An 18,620-nucleotide genomic window follows, 5' to 3' on the forward strand; every position below is an offset into this window, starting at 1 on the left:
TTTTTAAGCTACGCATAAACCGTTACTTCTCCTGATTAACTCGACTTTACTAGGAGTAAATTGCCCGATACGTTTCCATGTGTAGCCGCAAACAGAAACCTTCTGAGCCTTTTTGGTATCGGTAAATCCGCTGACGTAGCCAATGTACGACTTCCCAGCTTTCTCTGCTCTAACCAAATCACCAATCCTCAGACCAAACGGGGTAATCGTTCCGCCCTTGCGCTTCCTGACTCCAGACTTGCCTGGAACTTCAAAATGCAGTTGACGACGGAAAAAGCCATACTCTTTTCCCCGCTTCACGACACCAGGACGAGTAATAACTTTAAATGGGGAAGAAGTTACAGCAACGCTGCCCTTATGGGTATAACCGTGGGAACTAGAACCAGCGAATGGGACATACTTGATGAAATATCCACAAGCCAGAGTCACTCCATCAACCGCATGGGTTTCCGGTTTGGCTATGGACTTGTTAACCTTATCCTTCTCTAAACCTAGCTGAGTTCGGAGTTGAGATGTGCCGTTTCCATCCTTTTGCCAACCGTGCCGGACATAGACGGGGGCGATTTTCTCCATTTGGGATATTGCCCAATTCTGACCTGTCATCACTGGGGAGAAACCTTTCCCAGACTTAGCGCGTTTGCGCTTGGTCTGATCTATGTCGGCTTTAACCCGCTCATAACCAATTGCTGCCACCGGGAAGATGGTCGCCAATTCTTTAACTGCCCTTAACTCCAATTGCCGTGAGGCTTTAATGGATGGGGGCAGCTTGCATTGTTTGCGGTTATCGAACCTGCATTGTCGATGGTTACGCTGCTTGAATGGGACATTCCGGTTAATCCGACGTCCCCGGCGAGACCGTCGCAACATGGCGCGGGTTTCCATTCGTTTTTTCACCCGCCCAAATGGGAGGATCAGATGTAGTTGTAGCAGGGTACATTTAGCCGACTGGACGCCAATACCGGAATAAGACTTACCCGGATCGACTCCTACCGCGATTGGTTGTACTTCCTCAGCCGATGGTGGTTCGGTGAGTTGAACATAGTAAACGCCCAAGTCCGACCATCTTCCCACCGCCTTGCCTTCTTTGACCCACCGTCTAGACCTGGAGGGCTTAGTAGGCATCAGTGGCTTACCTTCTTTGCTAACTACTGGAACACGATTCATAGATATAATCCACTCGTGTGATGTTTGCGTCTCTTAAGGCATTGGTAAGGGTGTGTCCTGGAACTAGAGGGTGTCTAGAGATTCCTAGACCTACATTTAAGCCGAACTAGAGAAGCGTTCGGAAGTGGTTGTCCCCTACCAACTCATGCCCTTATTCATGACTTCCTGACAGGTTATCTCTGCCAATCCGCTGGCTAAGGTCAGGGAGTCGCCTCCCTGCCTCGCCTACAAAACCGGACGTGAAGATTTCTCTTCATCCGGCTCCTCAATGACTTGGTGCTTGTCATGCATACCTCTTCCCACACTGGGGGTTAGGCGGTTAGAAGGGGTTGGCATCTAGCCAATTTCCATCTAACTCTTTTGTGCCAACAGCCATATCTTGTACTGTTTTATTGTCGTGGCAATGCCGATGAAGTAGCTGGTTATTGTTGTGTGTATCCTTTCCGCCTTGCGACTTGGGGATTTTGTGGTCTATCTCCAGCAAATCTCCATCTTTGAAATATAGACCGCAGTGGGAGCATTTACCCTTTTGCTTTCGTAGGAGCGTTGCCACTCTCTTATCTGCTTCAGGGTGTTTACCCATTCTTGTACTCCAATAGACCCAATCCCCGTCAAACGGGCTGCGATTCCCCTGCACTTTTACGTGTCTAACAATAGGTGTTTCTGAGTGCATTAGGAGGCGCATAGGGATGTTGTTACCTGTTTTTCTAGAGGCAAAGACCCATCCTAATCCTTGGTTTATCAACCAATATTTATTGGATATCCAATGTCGGTCTTTGTTGGGATGACGATAGATTGCCCAAGCTCTGAGTTTTTGGTAGATGAGATTGTCTAGTTTTTTAAAGACATCTTTACTCACTACCGTTGAGTAGTAATTCGCCCATCCTCTGATAACCGAACTAAGGCGGCTGATTAACGCCTGTTGAGGCGCTGATTTATGGGAGTCAATTATCTTACTTAGTTTCTCAGAGTGAAGTTTTACCTTCTTTTTGCTTGGTTTGATAAGGGTTTTAAAACCTAGCAAGTTTCCGTTGCTGTTCTTACCCGATTGATACTTGCCAACCGGGAACTGGCGTATATTGTAACCTAGAAAATCAAATCCAGGTTTCTCTTGCTCGTACTTGTAAAGAGTGTGAGCTAATCGAGTTTTGCTTGGTTTTAATTCCAAACCCATGTCACTTAACCATTCGGAAATAATTTGCTGGCATCTTTGAACAACGTTAAGGTCTTCGTGGAGTATTACGAAGTCGTCAGCATATCGAATTAGTTCAGGTGAAGGTTTTTTAACCCTTTTACCTTGGAGCGTTGTATCTTTATATGGGAACGCTTGTTTAATTCGGTTTTCCATGCCGTGAAGTGCGATGTTAGCCAACAAGGGGGAGATGACCCCGCCTTGTGGTGTACCTTCCTGGTTTGGAAAGAGTTCGCCATTGTCCATCACTCCCGCTTCTAACCATGCTCGAACTTGTCGGCGAATGGTGGGGAATGTATTGAGTTTTTCCAGCAAAGCTCTGTGGTTAATGCGGTCGAAGCATTTAGATATATCAGCATCTAGCACATATTTGGCTTTCAGCGATAATGAATGAAATATTGCTCCTATCGCATCATGACATGAGCGCCCTGGTCTAAACCCGAACGAATTTGGCTCAAATCGAGCTTCCCATTCTGGTTCAAGTGCAAGTTTTACCAATGCTTGTAAGGCACGGTCTGCCATCGTTGGAATCCCTAGAGGGCGTTTTTCTTCTGTTCCAGGTTTGGGAATCCATACCCTTCTTGTTGGTTTACCCTTTTGGGATAGCTTTAGGTTTTTCACCAGTGCTAGCCTTTGGACGGGCGATAGTAATTTAATTCCGTCTACACCAGCCGTTTTCTTGCCCTGGTTATCCTGTGTTACTCGACGGACAGCCAAACACTTTGCTGACCAAGACCTGATCAAGGTTTTTTGGAGTCTGCGGACGGTTTTGACATCTCCACGACTAGAGGCTTTGTATATGCGCTTTTGCAGCTTGAACGTTCTCCGCTCTAACTTGCGCCAGGGGATTTGGTTCCATTCCACCGTAGTCTTTAAACTCGTTTTAGTCATATACACTGCTAATTGAGCCTATACATTCCAAATCATCGTGAGTCCGTTAGCATATCCCTGTCATTACAACAGGACGTTCGCTTCTGACTCAATCCTTCCTACCTGCCTGTATACGGTTAGCTACCTACTCAGATATCGACCATTTCTGAGAACAGACAGGAGGTTACTTCGTTCCTGATAGTCATTTGTTTAAAACCTTTAGAGTGGTACTGTCTACCGGGTTTATTGGGGGTGCATACTGGTCAAGGATGGAATTGCCAGCCCCTAATCCTTTGCCTTTTGGCTCCAGCTTATCAGCCTATTTAGCTGGTTTTCGTTCACGATAGTTCGAGCGTACCTTCAAGCGAGTGCTTTGCTCATGGGTTCTTGCTAGACGGGATACCAGCTTAGGCTGCTAGTTTACCGCCATGTTTCCCCGCTACATTGGGCATTCAAGGTTGCTAATCTTGAATGTGGGGGACACGCTGTCACCACTTGCACCTGTGGGGCAAGACTTGGGTTTCTAGGATACTTCCCTCACTTGCATGACTATCAAGTTGTCCAGGTTCAGTAGAACCAGGCGGTCATTCCCTCAGACCTTATGCCTGAGTTTCAGACCAACGAATCGCAGCCGTCCTCACGAAGTAGGGCGGGGTTCATGAACTAATTTCTAATCGGTCTATTATAGTTAACCGTTACCCTGCCATTGGTTTGATTGACAGTGACGCTGGTTTCTACGGTGTACATTGTCGCACCAGGAGGGCGTCCTTTAAAGGTAAATGTTATGGTATTATCGTTGTTCTCTGTATAAGGTGCATCTTGTACCGGACCATGCATCGCCGCTTCAGCCCGATATTGCCTCAATCCACCATTAATCTGTTCAGCCGCTTGTCGGGCTAGATTTTTCGCTCGATTCAGGTCAATGTAATATCCGGGATCTATTTCTGGAGATGATGCAGGCGATCGCGGCGATGTCTGGGCTATACCATTGACGGCATTCCCGGCAAATGTTATCAAAGTTAGGGCAGAAACTATTAGGATTTTATACATACTTCTATCCTCACAAGTTTGAAGACATAGATTACCTATTATAGCGTTTTTTTATAAACATTAGTGCTTGCAAACCTTGAGGGGCGCTAGCCTTGCAATCTTTGTTGTTCAGTTATCGGTGGGGAGGGCGGGTTTTGTTGTTCAGTTATCGGTAAATATCTAATTTAGGTCCTAAACCCGCCCCTACAATTGTGCCTAAACCCGCCCCTACATTTTGCCCATTGCTTGACCCGCTAACCAAGCCGTTGTCCAAGCATTCTGAAAATTAAATCCGCCCGTAATTCCATCAATATCCAGGATTTCACCCGCAAAGTAAAGCCCCGGACAGCAGCGACTTTCCATGGTTTTAAAGTTCACTTCTTTTAAATTTATCCCGCCACAGGTAACAAATTCTTCCTTAAAAACACCCTTCCCTTGAATCAAATAATGTCCCTGATTCAGTTCTTGTACCAATTGATTCAGCGCTTTTTTCGAGAGTTCTGCCCAGCGCCGATTTTGGTCAATACCAACATAGCTAATTAAACTCTGCCATAACCGTTTTGGAATCGGAATTGGGCAACTTGTGCTGATATGACGGTGCGGAAGTTGAGATTTAACCGATAGTAATAGCTGGCGTAGATAGTCTTGAGTATATTGAGGAAGCCAATTAATCACTAAAGGAGTTTGGTAGTGACAATCGTGGAAAAATCGAGCCGCCCAAGCCGACAGTTTAAGGACAGCTGGACCACTTAATCCCCAATGGGTAATCAGTAAGGGTCCGGTTTGTTCCTTGACAGTTTTCCCGGCTTCTGGTAGTTTTATATGAACATCATTTACACTAACTCCAGCTAAATCCTGTAAGCGTGGGTCTGATATCGTAAACGTAAATAAAGAGGGAACCGGGGATTGGATAGAATGACCTAAATCCTTAGCAAAGCGATAACCAAGGGGATTACTTCCCGTCGCCAAAAGCACGCGATCGCACTCGATTATTTCCCCGGTTTTTAACTGGAGTTGAAACCCAGAGGTGAGGCGAATTGATTTAACCGGAGTCGCGGTGCGAATCTGAACCCCTGCGTTTATAGCTGCATGGATGAGACAATCCACAATGGTTTGCGACGTATCCGTAACCGGGAACATTCGCCCATCCGCTTCGGTTTTCAGGTGTACCCCCTGGGCTTCAAACCAGGCGATCGTGTCTTTGGGTTGAAACCGCGTAAACGCCCCGCGCAAGGCTTTCCCCCCCCTGGGATAGGCTTGTACCAAAAGGGCGGGGTCAAAACACGCATGGGTGACATTACAGCGCCCCCCACCAGAAATCCGCACCTTAGTTAAAGGCGTTTTCGAGGCTTCCAGCAGGATGACTTGGGTGTGAGGATGAGCGGATGCAGATGCGATCGCGCCGAAAAAACCAGCCGCACCCCCACCGATAACGACAATTTTAAGAGACAAGGTGCTTGCATTACTCAGGGTTATGATTATTCTAAGGGTTCAAAATCTGATTTAGCCGCCCCACAGACGGGACATACCCAGTCATCAGGGATATCCTCAAAAGCGGTTCCGGGTTCGATACCGCCATCGGGATCACCTTTTTCGGGATCATATTCGTAGTTGCAAACGGTGCAAACATATTTTTTCATCGTTGTCTTCTCCTATTATTTGATTCAGTCGTACAGTTTATCGTACACCGTATTGCACAACTTATTCAGGCTAGCTATAGTTCATCTTCCCAGCCACCTAGCCTTTTGAAGAGGCGATTTTAATCGCCAAAGCAAAAAAAGGGTTTGTGAAATTTACCTACCTACTTATCTATATTTATTAATCCATTTTTGTTTTGCTATTGATAGTTTCTTTTCCCATCCCGGTGAAACAGCCCCTAAACTTTGATACAAAATAGATGGTATTTGCATAATGTATGCAATAACTCTTTCTTGCCTTCTAAACTTAATTAGATTTACCTTACTTTCGTTAAAAATAAGCTTTGACAAAATGTAAACCTTAAAAAATCTGACTTGATCGCAAAAGATATACAGTTCATATTGATCGAAGTTAAGAGATTCAATTACTTCTTTGGCATAAAGTAAATTATGCAGGGTTGTCAGCGCTCTTTGTTCTAATACTATATTTATAGTTGGGGTTGGCTGATCGATTAAGGAGGACATTAACATAGCTTCAGAGGTAGTTGAGTCTTTAAATGTATAGCCACCACTGAAAATTAAATTGTTTATTCCATTTTTTAATGCGTATTCCATGACCTAATTCACGTACCGCTTTAATTGATTGTCTAAATGACTCCCATAACCGCAGACAATACCCACTTTCATGATATTAATTCTATCCTGATAAAAAAAGCTAAAAATTATATTGATTTTTTATTATCTCTAAGCAACAGATGACGGAACACACGAGTGAACTTAAATAATCTGGAAATTCTAGACCAATTCAATACTCCTGCTTGACGATATAAATTCAAGCCTTCAAGTAGTGTTTTGATGAACTTAAAAAACTGGCGTTGACGCCAATAAGAAATGGCTAGACCCATTGTACAGGTTGCTATACTTTGCTCCCAACTCATATTATCCTTTCTCCAGTTCAATGCTCTGTCGAAATCTTCAATCGCTTTATGATTTTCTCCTTTATCTAGAAAAATAAATCCTAGTAGCTCGTAGGAATCAGTTATTCCTCTTTGATCTTCCATTTGTTTATATCCATCTAGAGCTAGTCTTCCAAGTTTTTCTGCCTGTTTATAGTTTTTATTCATCCGAAAAGCCCAGGCTAAGTGATGATCAATCCAAGTTAATGCTGGTTTATCCTGAATCTCTATGGCTTTAGCTCTAGCTTTTTCTAAGGTGGCTATTGACTCATTAATCCGGAATTCTTTCCTTTCAATGATCCCTTGATGAACTAAAGGATTAATGAGTTTATGAAACATCCTATTTTCTTCTAAGATTTGCAAAACTTGCGAATATTGTATCCTTGCCTCTTCAAGTTTATCTAAATTCATTTGATGATAAGCAAAATTTGATAATATATCTGTTTTTAATTCCAAAAACTTTGCCTTTGATCCTAAGTTAGCACCAGATTCTAAAAAACTTTCAATCAATCGTAAGGAACACTCAAGATTTGGGATACCTTCTTGGTAAAGTTCTCTCTGAACTTGAGATATAGCTAAATGTGCCTTGGCTTCTATATAGATTTCTGAGTTGGGAGATGAGTTTAAACATAACTCTTCATAAATACGACTAGCTTCAGGTAAGTTGCCCGTTTTTCCCAATGCTTTAGCTTTTAATATTCTGATGTAACTCAGATCGGTTCCAGTATCCTGGAATGAATTGATAATTTCGCTAGTAAGTTCCAATACCTTAGGTGAAATACCCTTGAACATTAGATAGTCCCACAAGGGCAATGCAAAGCTAACTGTTGTTGTGTTGATACTAATCGGTACGGTAAGAATAGACTGTACTCGATTCCAGTCTTTGCTTTCACATAAGTGATGTAATGATTTTGTATAACGTTCTAATTTCTGTAAATCAGTAGCATCAGATGGTGGCTCGTCATCATTCATAAGATAGTTTTCTACGGCTATATAATGATCAAGCTGTTCAAACGGAACTTCATTTAGATTAATACCCCACTCAGTCCAAAGTAATTTACCAGGTTCTTTAAAGTTATTTTCCATCTTAACTACACCCCATTCTTAAAGCTTTCCAATAACCTTCTTCGATGAGCGATTGCCACACTGCGAATCAGATCATGTTGTCCTAAAGTACGTCTGTTATTGTGGTTGATTGATTCCTCTACTAAACAACAATTGCTCAATTTATCTAAAGCATTATTTTGCCTTTCTTCGCTACATTCTTGATTTTCTAAACGCCTCACCCACTGCACCAAATGCTTCAACCAATACTCATCTTTTTCTGGATAGCGATACACTGAAGCAGCACAAAGTAATATATAAGCATCAAATCCATCTCTTTTTAATCGGTCAAAAGTGGCTTCAAGCCGTTTATTTACTTGTATTCGCAGTTCCTTCGTTAGTGTATGTAATTTCCAATTGTCCTGTTCACCCAAGTTTTTTCCTGCCTCAGCCTCAGCCAAAGCATTTTCTACTTCTTCTATCTTGTCGCCGCAATCCTCCCAGTATGCCTGAACATTTCCAAAGAAAGGCTCACTGTTAATTTCCCCAATAATTACCCGCAAAACTAGAGGATGACCCCTGTATACTTTACCAATTCGCAACAGTAGAGATTTATCAGTCGAACCATCCCTGATATCTAACCCTGTTTTCTCAAATAATGCCACCTGTTCTGATTCATCTAGTCCATACACGATTTGACGATGCCAAAAATTACTGTAACGGGAATCTACCAACTTAATGGGTAAATCTTGTGAGGTAACAATTAACCGACTTTGGCAAGATTCGGCTGACAACAAGCTCAAAAAGAATTTGAGCCACCACTCATCAGCAAAATTCCCCCAACCTTCTTCTTCATTTCCTGTCAACAGTCTTTCCAGAGAATCAATCAGCACCAGCACCTGATTCTTGTGCAGGTGTTTGATTAACCTGGACAGCAATCGTTCTGGCTGTTTCTCTTCTGCTGAGAGTCTTTCTCCCCACTCTTCCAACCATCTGGCGGCGACACTGGCAAAATCCGTGGTTTTGTCTTGATAATCAAAATTAGCTCTCCGCAGGTTATTCTGCCAATCCCCCTGAAACCAGTCTTGCAGTTCTACCGCCAAGCGTTCAGCCAAGGCGGTTTTACCAATTCCCGTGATACCAACCAGCAGCAAGAGCCGACACCTCCCTCGCAGCTTCTCACTCAGTTCAGTAACTAACTGTTCTCGACCTACCCAGGCTTCGTTATAAGCAAAAAACTCGGGTCTGGAATCTGTCGGCGACGGTGGACTATCATCCACTATTTCTTGCCAATTCTTTATCCCGACAGCCTGACAAATTCCGATAAAGGCATCTTGCTGAATGGGTAATCCCCGCCTAAACCGCTTCAGGGTTGCTTGTGTCGTATTGGCATCTTGATACCAAGCGGCGGCTGTTGCTGCCCAGCCTTTCTTTCGTCTTTCGTGATCAACTCTTTCCACTCCCTGTTTAGATGCTCTGAGAGTAACCGCCATATTTTACCCTATATAAGTTAATATTTAGGCTTAGTTTTGGCTCACTTCTAGTTTAGCTCCGAGAATGAGCCGAAAGTGATACCCATAAACCTGATCTGAGCAGGCATTCTGTAAAAGTGAGGAAGTCCTACTTGTACACCGACATCCCAATCTAGCTAGAAGCTCAGTCCAGCAGAAAAAAGAGCCAAGTCTTAAAGACTTAGCTCTGACGAGAACCGAAAGCTTAATGTAGTGGGTAACTACTAAGAGCTGATCAAGGCAAGTTGAGCGAGGCAAACCAGACAATACAATCCGCTAAAGGAGCAAGCTGCTGTATCAGCGAACCTTAAACTCCTTGGATTGTTGTCCCAGTACCGCAAGGTACGCTCAACCAGGTAAATGAATATCAGTAGAGCCTCCAGAAAGTGTTGCGAAGGCTCTAGCACAAGCGGCTCAAGCATAGTTAGATTTTGAATTCAACACAGCTAAATATTAGCGCTCAGAGGTGGAAGCTCAGGGCGCTGTATTTTGCTATGACCGTAATCCTAGCCTAGTCTGGCTAGGTCTGTCACTTAATTTATGTAAATCCTTACAAAGCAATAATCCTACGGCGATTATTCTGAGTATCGCTATTTTACTCTGGGTCTTGCGTCCGGTGATGTTACGCCAACAATCAAATCCTGGGGAAACACTGGGATCGACTCAGGGTAAGTTGACACCTTGGGGTAGAGACGCGATCGCAGCCTTTGTGCGTGCTTTTAATTCCAACAATTAACGGTTTAGCGCCGAGGATGGCTCTACGAAAATTGTTCTGCATAAGTTCCAGCCGCTCAGAGTTAGATCCGACTGAACAACCCTTGATTCTCGCCAATCAATCTTAAACTATGGAGGTACAACCCTTGAGACGATACCCCCGCCCACGTAGCCCCTGATACACGAGTGATGAGCAACCATTTGAGCGCCGTAAAAATCCCCACTAACACAGCTTCCCGATATTGGAGTGCGATCGCGATTGATGCAGCCGGGAAACGCCAAGTCCGGGAAATTACCACAGCAAAGGCATTTTTCCTGGAATCATTCCCTGATTTTACCCCAGAGACGCAAGTCTCTGATACCCAGGTTCAGCGTCAACTCTGGTACTGGATGCAGGAAGCTGATCAGAGTAGTATGGCTCAACTTTGTCTCAAATGCTTTATGTCACAGCAAATTGACGCTGTTTGTCGGGGGTTAGCCAGTCGGTTTGGTGCGGAACATGGCTTTACCAGTAACGATTTATTACCCTTTGTCTTAGACGAAGAAATCGGTAAACCTCGCCGCCATTCTCCCACCTACCAATCCTTCCTGGATGAAATCTTACACAGTTTTGACCCCGAACAAAGCAGCCTCGCCACTTGGACAACCCGTCGGGTGAAACACCATAAACCCCTAAATCAGTTTCTACTCGAACATGGGATTTATTTAGTCAGTGATTGGGCAATCTTAAATGATACCAAACCCAAACAACTCCACCGGATTTTCACCGAGTTTCACAACTTAACCCCATCGGAAATCCAACGCGCCCAACACCTTCTCGATGCTTATCACGCCGTCTACCGCAGTCAACGCCTAAAACAACGTCTCGCTGGAGTTAAAGGAAAATGTCACCCCCCCACCCCCGAACAATTACAACAAATGGCGCATCGCCTCTCCTCTCCCCTACGCCCAGAACCCCTCCTGCGCCAACTGCAACTCATCGCCTCTCGACTGCGTGAGTACCGAATTTATGTACGCGGTGGGAAGTTAAAAAGCGAATCCTTGGATGCAACGCCAAATGAACCCCTAGATGTCCCCTATTCTGAACCCACACCCGATCAACAAAGCGAATTTTTAACCGCCTATCGCCAACAGTTTCTTCAGGGTTTAGATAAAGCCATTGCCCAAATCACAGGCGATCGCACTCGGAAGTTACAGCGCCGAGATTCCCAAAAAGCCCAACAGTTTCTCACCGCGTTGCATCTGTTTCACTGTCAGGGACAATCCATGTCCGATATTGCCCGCAACTTTAACTATAAAGGACAATTTCAAGTCAGCCGTTTACTGAAACTGAAAGCTTTTCGTGCTGATATTCAACGAGAATTACTGGTTTATTTAAGCGATCGCATCCTGGAGAAAGCCCAACGCTATACCAATCGCCAACGCTTGCAAACCGTTCATCACCAAATTCAAGAGGCGATCGCCGAACAAGTCACTAAGGTGATCGAAGACGCGGCGACAGAAGCGAGTACGGCTACCCATGAACGCCATCAAAAAACCCGCAGCCTCTTTGCTAAAAGACTCTGCCATTATCTAGATAACAGGAGTAATATATCATGACTTTCTACTCAACCACTCAACCCGGGCTTGATGGTGACGCTTTCGCCATTGAAACCATCCACCTGTCTGACGATGCGATTGAACAAGCCGTTCACCTCGCCCAACCCATTGCTAACGAACAACGCCAATGGCAAACCTATCTCAATGCTTTAGCCTTATTTGGCTTTGAGTCATGGTTAGCCGAACGGAGTTCTGATTTAACCGTAAATCGCGATCGCACGTCCCTGTTCGACTCTGCAACCGCGAATCTGATTGAAGCGGTTTGTCATCTTCAAGTCAATGGGTTTACCCTCTGTCTAATTGCCCAAGGTAGTCTAACAGATGATCAAGTATCCTTACCCCGAACCGTTGTCGATATTCCCGAATTTATCCCCCATTTCTACGTCATCGTAGACGTACAAGAGGAAGAGGAAACCGCCGTGGTGAAAGGGTTTGTCTCCTATCCCCAACTCATCGAACACCGGGATACTCTAGGATTAACCCCTGAGGAGGATTGGACTTATTCATTCCCCCTCGATTGCTTCGACACCGAACCCAGTCACCTCCTGTTAGAATTACGCTGTTTAACCCCCAGCGCCATTCCCCTCCCCCCCATTCCCAGTGATCGCCGCCTGCAACTTGCCCAGACGCGATCGCAACTGGAAATCAAACTCCCCCAACTCCAGTCTCCGGCGTCTCAACTCTGGCATCATTTAACCTGGGAACAAGCCACCCTCGTACTCACCCGTTCTGAGTTACGCACTTGGCTGTATCAACTGCAAACCGATCCTCAAAGCCAACCCACCCTCCGGAACTACCTGTCTGATGTACTCAGCCGCATCACCCGAAACGTAATTAATGTGGGACGCTGGTTACAGGATGAATTAGACGAACTCGCCCAAGAACTCTCCTGGCAACTTTTGCCTAGTTTAACCCCCGCTACCGCCATGCGACGATCGCCTACCGCCGAATTGGATGCGATCGTGCAACAACTGGAGTATAATAACGTCCAAATTCCGCCTCAAGCCAAGGGAGCTTATCGTAATCTCCAAGTGGCAGACATCCCCCTGCGCTTATATGCGATAACCTGGCCCCTCTTATCTGCAACCGTCCCCGAATGGGCGTTACTGATAATTTTAGGCACAGAGTCGCCAACGGGTTTCCCAGAGGGTCTAATATTACAGATTAGTGACCAAACCGAGAGTTTAGTCGAACAAGAGTTAGATGCGAATAGTTCCTATTTCTTCACCAGTGTAGTGGGAACATGGCAAGAGACGTTTGGCGTCACGATCCGTTTAGGATCGGATATTGAACACATCCTGCCTCCCTTTGGCTTCAATCTCTAGAATTAGAACTAAAGCCCTGAACTAAAGTACTCGAAGAGAAGCCGCTCCGCGTCTACGGGCTAAAAGCTAAAACCCGTTTTAACGGGTTCAAACTGATATCTTGCATCTTTGTCAGTGGGCTTGCTGCACAAAGCCAAAATCCTTAACCATCAATACTTTGAGCTTTATTGACAGAGAGTTTGATTCAATGAAATCGGGTAGCATCCTTCATAAGTATGGCATCACTTTGCTCAGGAAAAATGTACCCTTGCTCCCCCAGCTCCCCCAGCATTCGACTGAACTTCGACAGGCTCAGGGGTCCGCGCTCACGCCGAAGTCTTCCCCAGCTTCCCCCGCTCCCCCTCACCACAACACTTATTCAGCAGCCCCTAAGCTAGTCCGCGCAGGCGGACTTTGTTTGTGTAGCTGCGACTTCTAGTCGCCAGGACTTCTAGTCGCCAGGGCAAAAAAGGGGTTTCTATTAAAATAGAATATAAAACTTTTGGTTCCTTGGATTTTAACCCAAGGCGGTTGGTGAGACTGTAGCTTGAAATTTTGCTTCTGCTTTTGCCTTCTGCTTTTTAATGGTGTAATCTGCTCGATCCTGTAAACTACGATTTTAGCCTCATGACCTATTTATCCCTACCCCAACAACTTCACTCTCTCAGCTTGGCAACAGCGACGCTGCTGTTAACATTACTATCGCCGATTTCCCTATCCCCTAATCTGTCCCTATCTCTATCAACCCAGGTACAAGCCCAAATCCCTCAAAATCAACTGGGTGCAGCCCAACAGTTGCTAGAGGAAGGAATTGATCTGTATCAGCAAGGTCAAATGCAGGAGGCGTTGAATCGACTAGAGGAAGCATCAAACTTGTTTAAGCAAGTCGAAGCCCCCGTAGAAGAAACCATAGCTTTGACTCAGATGGGTCTAATTTATGAAAATCGTCAACAGTATGATGATGCACTAAACGCTTACGAACAAGCCTTAAGCCTAGCCAAAACCTTCGATGATCCTTACCAAGAAGCGATCATCCTCGATTATATGGGTTCAGTCTATTCAAGTCTAGAACAATATTCTCAAGCACTGGATCTGCACCAAAAGTCACTGGCACTTTTCCGAGAAGTGGATAATCGTCGCAGTGAAGGCATTGTATTGGGTAATATTGGCAAACTTTATTTCGCTCAAGATCAAAATGAGCAAGCGATCGATTCCCTTAAAGAAGCGTTAAGCATTTATCAGGACTTGGACGAAAATATATTAGAAGGAGAGGTTCTTTATTACCTAGGATTATCCCATCAAAACTTAAAAGATTATACCCAAGCTTTAGACTTTCACCAGCAAGCCTTAGATATTTTCAACGCTGAAAATATCCCTGAGTTGCAAGCTTTATCTTTATACTATATGGGGATAATCTACAGTCAACAAAAGAAAGATAAAATGGCGCAAACGTCTTATCAAAATGCCTTGACGATTTTTGAAGAATTAGGAAATGAGCAAGGAATTGCAGCTATTCGTTATCAAATGGAAACGCTTGACCAATAATTGAGGGGTGACATGCATTTCAGTTTGTGAGGAACTGTCCCCAACTATAAGTCCCGAATGACTAATTACCCATGAGAAATGACAAAGAACCGATTTCCAAAACAGAAGCCAAGCAACTCTTAGAACGTTTAGTATTTGACGATGAACGTCCTCAAGACTGGGTACAGGATGTTTGGGGATTGAGTCCAACCTTAGGAGAAAGTGGTGCTAAATTGCTAGAGGTATTTGAAGCGTTGATTGAATGTTGTCCTGATGAGAAATTGGAAAATTTAATCCAAATTTATTATCAAGATAGGTTGTGAGGGGGTGAGGGGGCGTAGGGGCTTGGTTACCAAGCCCGCACATTTTTATTAGGAGTGATTTGCTGGACATCAAAGTATTGATGGCTCAGGGTTTCTGGGTAGTGCAGCAAGCCCTACTTATTCTTTGAAAGCAGTCTTGACACATCAGCATGCATCAGGGCAATATTGGGATCACGTTGAATTGCTTGATAGTAACGTTGCTCTCGATTTGTCCCCGCTTCATCAGGAGAAACCAGAGAACGGGCTTCGTCTAAAAGCTCATTTGCCTGATGCAACGTTATCGGTTCTTTGGCACTCAAAGCTTCATCAATCTGGACAATAAATTGAGAGAAAGGGCGTAACCAACTAAACCATTCATCTTGGACAACCAGTTGGAAAAACTCTCCTTTTGAACGAATACGCCCATGAAACCGTTCATACCTATCGCGTTCCGAGTGGAGAAGGGCTTTATGCAGTTGCAGCAGCGCCCCGCGCACATCGCGCAGGCGTTGAAAGGGTAGGTTTCCGGGAGAATAGGTAAATGACATGAACTAGGATTGCGATCGCGACTTTCTTTATCTTAGATTGAGTTTAACATTGGTGTAGCGTGCCATTCGCGATCGCGCTTTAAAGTGAGTTAATAATAAACACGTTATTATGGACAATAGTACGTCTAATTTAAAACTGATTCTTTATAATGTATAATGAAATAAAGTTTCGCGATCGCGTAAAATTGAACCTCGATAATACCTTAACCCTACAGTGGGAATAATTCACATAAGACATAAAACAAATGACAAATGACGATCTCCACCGATTCCAGCTTTGCCGATACCCAAACCCATTGGGCAAAAGACTCAATTCACCAGCTTTTTAGCCGCCAAATTATCAGTGGTTATCCGGATGGTAGCTTTCGCCCCAATAACTCCGTTACCCGGGCTGAATTTGCGGCGATTTTAAATAAAGCTTTTCCCCAAGTTACCCCGGTGCGCGATGCCATCAACTTTCGCGATGTACCCGCCAATCACTGGGCAAATTCCGCGATTCAAACCGTTACCCGTGCTGGATTTTTCTCCGGTTATCCGAATGGAACCTTTCGCCCCAATCAACCCATTCCCCGTGTGCAAGCGCTGGTAGCATTAGTGAGTGGGTTACAGTATGACCGTGACCCGAATCCTAACTCAATTCTTCAACAATACTATGATGATGCGGCGGCTATTTCCAATTATGCACGAGGCGCGATCGCAACCGCAACCCGTCAGTTTTTAGTCGTTAACTATCCAGATGTCAGACGCCTACACCCGAATCGCAATGCGACACGAGGCGAAGTGGCTGCACTGATTAGTCGGGCGTTAAAACTTCCTGGCGTTCCCCGACAGTATATTCCGGGTTGGGATATCATCGCGATTGAACCTTTATTTGATGATGCGGATTCCTTTAGCCAAGAACGGGCGAGGGTCAAACTAGGCGATAAATGGGGATATATTGATAAAACTGGCACATTTATTGTTGATCCGCAACTGAATGAAGCCGAACCCTTTTCCGAAGGAATCGCATTAGTCAGATTGCAGCAGAATGTCGTTAACTTAAGCTGGGTTCGTAGTAGGCACTTTAGTGCCAGAAGCGCTAAAGCGCTGACTACAAACGCCCAAAAATTATCCTCACTAGAAATCCGAGGCGTTTGGCTAACGACTACCGATAGCCAAGTCTTTAATACCTCAAAAAACATAGCTGAGGCGATGGATTTCCTCGCCAACACTGGATTTAATGTAGTTTTTCCGGTGGTTTGGAATAATGGGGCGACGCTTTATCCCAGTCGCCTGATGCAAGATATCATGGGACTGGAAATTGACCCGCGCTTTACGGGACGAGATCCCCTCGCCGAACTGATTCAAGCGGCTAAGAACGTGGGATTAGCCGTAATTCCGTGGTTTGAATATGGCTTTGCCAGTTCCTATAATCAAAAGGGTGGACGCTTACTTGCCCAAAAACCTGATTGGGCGGCGCGGGATAGCCAAGGGAATTTACTCACCAAAAATAACTTTGAATGGCTAAATGCGTTTGACCCCCAGGTGCAGGATTTTGTTATGGGACTTATCCTGGAAGTTATTAGAAATTACGATATTGCTGGAATCCAGGGAGATGACCGCTTACCCGCCCTACCCTCAGAAGGGGGGTATGATACCCAAACGGTACAACGCTATGTGCAGCAGTTCAACCAAGAACCGCCTAACAACCCAAAAGACTCCCAATGGTTACAATGGCGGGCGGATTTGCTAACGGATTTCCTCACTCGTCTATACCGACAAGTAGTGACGATTAATCCAGAACTGGTAATTTCTATCGCACCGAGTCCCTATCCTTGGGGATTCCAGGAGTATTTACAAGATAACCAAGCCTGGGCGGATCAGGGATTGGTGGATATGATACATCCCCAATTCTATCGCCGGGATTTTGCTAGTTATAAACAGCTTGTTGATCGGTTGGTGCATGACCAATTAAACCCAGTACAATTGTCTACGGTGATACCCGGAATCCTGATTAAAAGTGGGTCGTATCGCATCAGTTCCCAGGATTTAGTCCAGGTAATTGAGTACAATCGCGATCGCGGTTTAGCCGGGGAGGTGTTATTTTTCTACGAGGGCTTGCGCCAGGATAATGATACCCTAGCCAAAGCCTTGCGATCGCACGTCTATGCTCAATCCGTTCCCTTCAACACTGCACAAGTAAAGGCACAAGGATTTACCCATCGCCGCGTTGGGGCTGAATATCGTTATATTGACCGCTTTGGGAATCTTGTCACTCAGCCTGAATTTGATTGGCTGGATTCGTTTCAGGAGGAACGGGCGCGAGTGCGAATGGGGTACAAGTGGGGCTATATTGACAAAACCGGACACCTGATCACTCGTTTAGACTTTGATCAGGCGGATCAGTTTGCTGAAGGATTAGCGCGAGTGAAAATTGGTAGTCGGTATGGGTATATCGATTTATCCGGTCAATGGGTAATTTCCCCTCAGTTTGATCAGGCGACTCGGTTCAGTGAGGGGTTAGCGGCGGTGAAGGTAGAAGATCAATGGGGTTATATCGATAAAATTGGTAAATGGGTAATTCCGACTCAGTTTGATCAGGCGGAGTTGTTCTCAGAAGGATTAGCGGCGGTACAACTGGCAGGTAAATACGGATATTGTGACTCAAACGGTCAACTGGTGATTCCCGCGAACTTTGACGCGGCGGGTTCATTTGCCCAAGGACTTGCCCCTGTGCAATTGCGCGATCGCTGGGGCTATATTAATCCTACTGGAGAATTGGTTATTGAGCCACAATTTGATGCGGCGCAACCCTTTTCCCAGGAATTAGCCGCCGTCAAAATTGGATCGTTTTGGGGGTATATCAATAAAAAGGGCGATCGGGTCATTTCACCGGAATTTGATCAAGTCAGGTCTTTTAGTGATGGATTAGCGCCCATTCAGATGGGTAAACGATGGGGTTATATTCGCAATCTCTTTGACAAATTGTAGGGGCGCACCGACGTGCATTGGTGTCAACTTAAGGTGAGAACTAATACTGACAAGCGTTTCACCCTCATCCCCTAACCCCTTCTCCCACCCCCCTCGTTCCCCCCTACCCCCCTCATTCTGACAGGTGTAGGTTTTTTATTTAAGGGTGGAGACAAGACAAGGGGACAAGGAAGGAAAGAAGACAAGGGGGAAAAACCGTACAGAATTCGGTTCGGTCAAACTAACTTCTAAAAGCCGAAACGCCCTATTTTTCGTT

At 45.0% G+C, this 18,620-nt stretch carries 14 protein-coding genes and 1 pseudogene; 6 read left to right on the forward strand and 9 right to left on the reverse strand.

Annotation, left to right across the window (positions count from 1 at the left end):
- Nucleotides 1–3: 3 nt before the first annotated feature.
- The 8 genes and pseudogenes from RH949_RS00990 to RH949_RS01025 all read right to left on the reverse strand — a co-directional run bounded on the left by RH949_RS00990 (nt 4) and on the right by RH949_RS01025 (nt 9,385).
- Complete coding sequence (locus RH949_RS00990) at nt 4–1,164, reverse strand: RRXRR domain-containing protein (protein ID WP_446351653.1); 1,161 nt, start codon at nt 1,162–1,164, stop codon at nt 4–6.
- Nucleotides 1,165–1,389: 225 nt separating this feature from the next.
- Nucleotides 1,390–3,247 (reverse strand): annotated as a pseudogene (ltrA, locus tag RH949_RS00995) (group II intron reverse transcriptase/maturase).
- 642 nt (nt 3,248–3,889) lie between these two features.
- Nucleotides 3,890–4,276: a hypothetical protein gene (locus tag RH949_RS01000; protein WP_446351654.1), complete on the reverse strand. Its 387-nt coding sequence runs from the start codon at nt 4,274–4,276 to the stop codon at nt 3,890–3,892.
- A gap of 207 nt (nt 4,277–4,483) precedes the next feature.
- Nucleotides 4,484–5,707, reverse strand: coding sequence for an NAD(P)/FAD-dependent oxidoreductase (locus tag RH949_RS01005; RefSeq protein WP_446351655.1), 1,224 nt, complete (start codon nt 5,705–5,707; stop codon nt 4,484–4,486).
- A gap of 26 nt (nt 5,708–5,733) precedes the next feature.
- Nucleotides 5,734–5,895: a rubredoxin gene (rd, locus tag RH949_RS01010; RefSeq protein WP_006099872.1), complete on the reverse strand. Its 162-nt coding sequence runs from the start codon at nt 5,893–5,895 to the stop codon at nt 5,734–5,736.
- Between the two features lie 165 nt (nt 5,896–6,060).
- Nucleotides 6,061–6,507 (reverse strand): ElyC/SanA/YdcF family protein, encoded by a 447-nt coding sequence (locus RH949_RS01015; RefSeq protein WP_446351656.1) that lies wholly within the window; start codon nt 6,505–6,507, stop codon nt 6,061–6,063.
- 107 nt (nt 6,508–6,614) lie between these two features.
- Complete coding sequence (locus RH949_RS01020) at nt 6,615–7,934, reverse strand: hypothetical protein (RefSeq protein ID WP_446351657.1); 1,320 nt, start codon at nt 7,932–7,934, stop codon at nt 6,615–6,617.
- A gap of 5 nt (nt 7,935–7,939) precedes the next feature.
- On the reverse strand, nt 7,940–9,385 hold the full coding sequence (locus RH949_RS01025) for an AAA family ATPase (RefSeq protein ID WP_446351658.1): 1,446 nt from the start codon (nt 9,383–9,385) through the stop codon (nt 7,940–7,942).
- A gap of 484 nt (nt 9,386–9,869) precedes the next feature.
- On the opposite strand from RH949_RS01025, the gene RH949_RS01030 reads away from it, so the two are divergent.
- The 5 genes from RH949_RS01030 (at nt 9,870) to RH949_RS01050 (ending at nt 14,867) form a co-directional block, all read left to right on the forward strand.
- A complete protein-coding gene (locus RH949_RS01030; protein WP_446351659.1) occupies nt 9,870–10,139 on the forward strand; it encodes a hypothetical protein in 270 nt (89 codons plus the stop codon).
- Nucleotides 10,140–10,306: 167 nt separating this feature from the next.
- Nucleotides 10,307–11,716 carry a hypothetical protein gene (locus tag RH949_RS01035; RefSeq protein ID WP_446351660.1) on the forward strand — a complete coding sequence of 470 codons (1,410 nt, stop codon included), beginning with the start codon at nt 10,307–10,309 and terminating at the stop codon, nt 11,714–11,716.
- Entirely contained in the window at nt 11,713–13,041 is a 1,329-nt protein-coding gene (locus tag RH949_RS01040; protein ID WP_446351661.1) for a DUF1822 family protein, read from the forward strand. The genes RH949_RS01035 and RH949_RS01040 overlap by 4 nt, the downstream gene beginning before the upstream one ends.
- Before the next feature lie 606 nt (nt 13,042–13,647).
- On the forward strand, nt 13,648–14,565 hold the full coding sequence (locus tag RH949_RS01045) for a tetratricopeptide repeat protein (RefSeq protein ID WP_006099614.1): 918 nt from the start codon (nt 13,648–13,650) through the stop codon (nt 14,563–14,565).
- A 71-nt stretch (nt 14,566–14,636) separates the two neighbouring features.
- Nucleotides 14,637–14,867, forward strand: a complete 231-nt coding sequence (locus tag RH949_RS01050; RefSeq protein ID WP_006099621.1) for a hypothetical protein — start codon at nt 14,637–14,639, stop codon at nt 14,865–14,867.
- Between the two features lie 113 nt (nt 14,868–14,980).
- On the opposite strand, the gene RH949_RS01055 is transcribed toward RH949_RS01050, so the two are convergent.
- Nucleotides 14,981–15,394 (reverse strand): hypothetical protein, encoded by a 414-nt coding sequence (locus tag RH949_RS01055; protein ID WP_006099842.1) that lies wholly within the window; start codon nt 15,392–15,394, stop codon nt 14,981–14,983.
- Between the two features lie 252 nt (nt 15,395–15,646).
- On the opposite strand from RH949_RS01055, the gene RH949_RS01060 reads away from it, so the two are divergent.
- Nucleotides 15,647–18,364: a WG repeat-containing protein gene (locus RH949_RS01060; RefSeq protein ID WP_446351662.1), complete on the forward strand. Its 2,718-nt coding sequence runs from the start codon at nt 15,647–15,649 to the stop codon at nt 18,362–18,364.
- The last annotated feature ends 256 nt before the right edge of the window (nt 18,365–18,620 follow it).

Origin of the sequence: Coleofasciculus sp. A1-SPW-01 (genome assembly GCF_040217205.1) — a bacterium.
GTDB classification, from domain to species: domain Bacteria; phylum Cyanobacteriota; class Cyanobacteriia; order Cyanobacteriales; family Coleofasciculaceae; genus Coleofasciculus; species Coleofasciculus chthonoplastes_A.

What these genes read in the sequence shown, in the direction of transcription:
- RH949_RS01025 (WP_446351658.1), bottom strand. Translation starts at nt 9,385, where the DNA reads ATGGCGGTTACTCTCAGAGCATCTAAACAGGGAGTGGAAAGAGTTGAT.
- RH949_RS01060 (WP_446351662.1), top strand. Translation starts at nt 15,647, where the DNA reads ATGACGATCTCCACCGATTCCAGCTTTGCCGATACCCAAACCCATTGG.
- RH949_RS01020 (WP_446351657.1), bottom strand. Translation starts at nt 7,934, where the DNA reads ATGGAAAATAACTTTAAAGAACCTGGTAAATTACTTTGGACTGAGTGG.
- RH949_RS01040 (WP_446351661.1), top strand. Translation starts at nt 11,713, where the DNA reads ATGACTTTCTACTCAACCACTCAACCCGGGCTTGATGGTGACGCTTTC.
- RH949_RS01000 (WP_446351654.1), bottom strand. Translation starts at nt 4,276, where the DNA reads ATGTATAAAATCCTAATAGTTTCTGCCCTAACTTTGATAACATTTGCC.
- RH949_RS01035 (WP_446351660.1), top strand. Translation starts at nt 10,307, where the DNA reads ATGAGCAACCATTTGAGCGCCGTAAAAATCCCCACTAACACAGCTTCC.
- RH949_RS00990 (WP_446351653.1), bottom strand. Translation starts at nt 1,164, where the DNA reads ATGAATCGTGTTCCAGTAGTTAGCAAAGAAGGTAAGCCACTGATGCCT.
- RH949_RS01050 (WP_006099621.1), top strand. Translation starts at nt 14,637, where the DNA reads ATGAGAAATGACAAAGAACCGATTTCCAAAACAGAAGCCAAGCAACTC.
- RH949_RS01015 (WP_446351656.1), bottom strand. Translation starts at nt 6,507, where the DNA reads ATGGAATACGCATTAAAAAATGGAATAAACAATTTAATTTTCAGTGGT.
- rd (WP_006099872.1), bottom strand. Translation starts at nt 5,895, where the DNA reads ATGAAAAAATATGTTTGCACCGTTTGCAACTACGAATATGATCCCGAA.
- RH949_RS01045 (WP_006099614.1), top strand. Translation starts at nt 13,648, where the DNA reads ATGACCTATTTATCCCTACCCCAACAACTTCACTCTCTCAGCTTGGCA.
- RH949_RS01055 (WP_006099842.1), bottom strand. Translation starts at nt 15,394, where the DNA reads ATGTCATTTACCTATTCTCCCGGAAACCTACCCTTTCAACGCCTGCGC.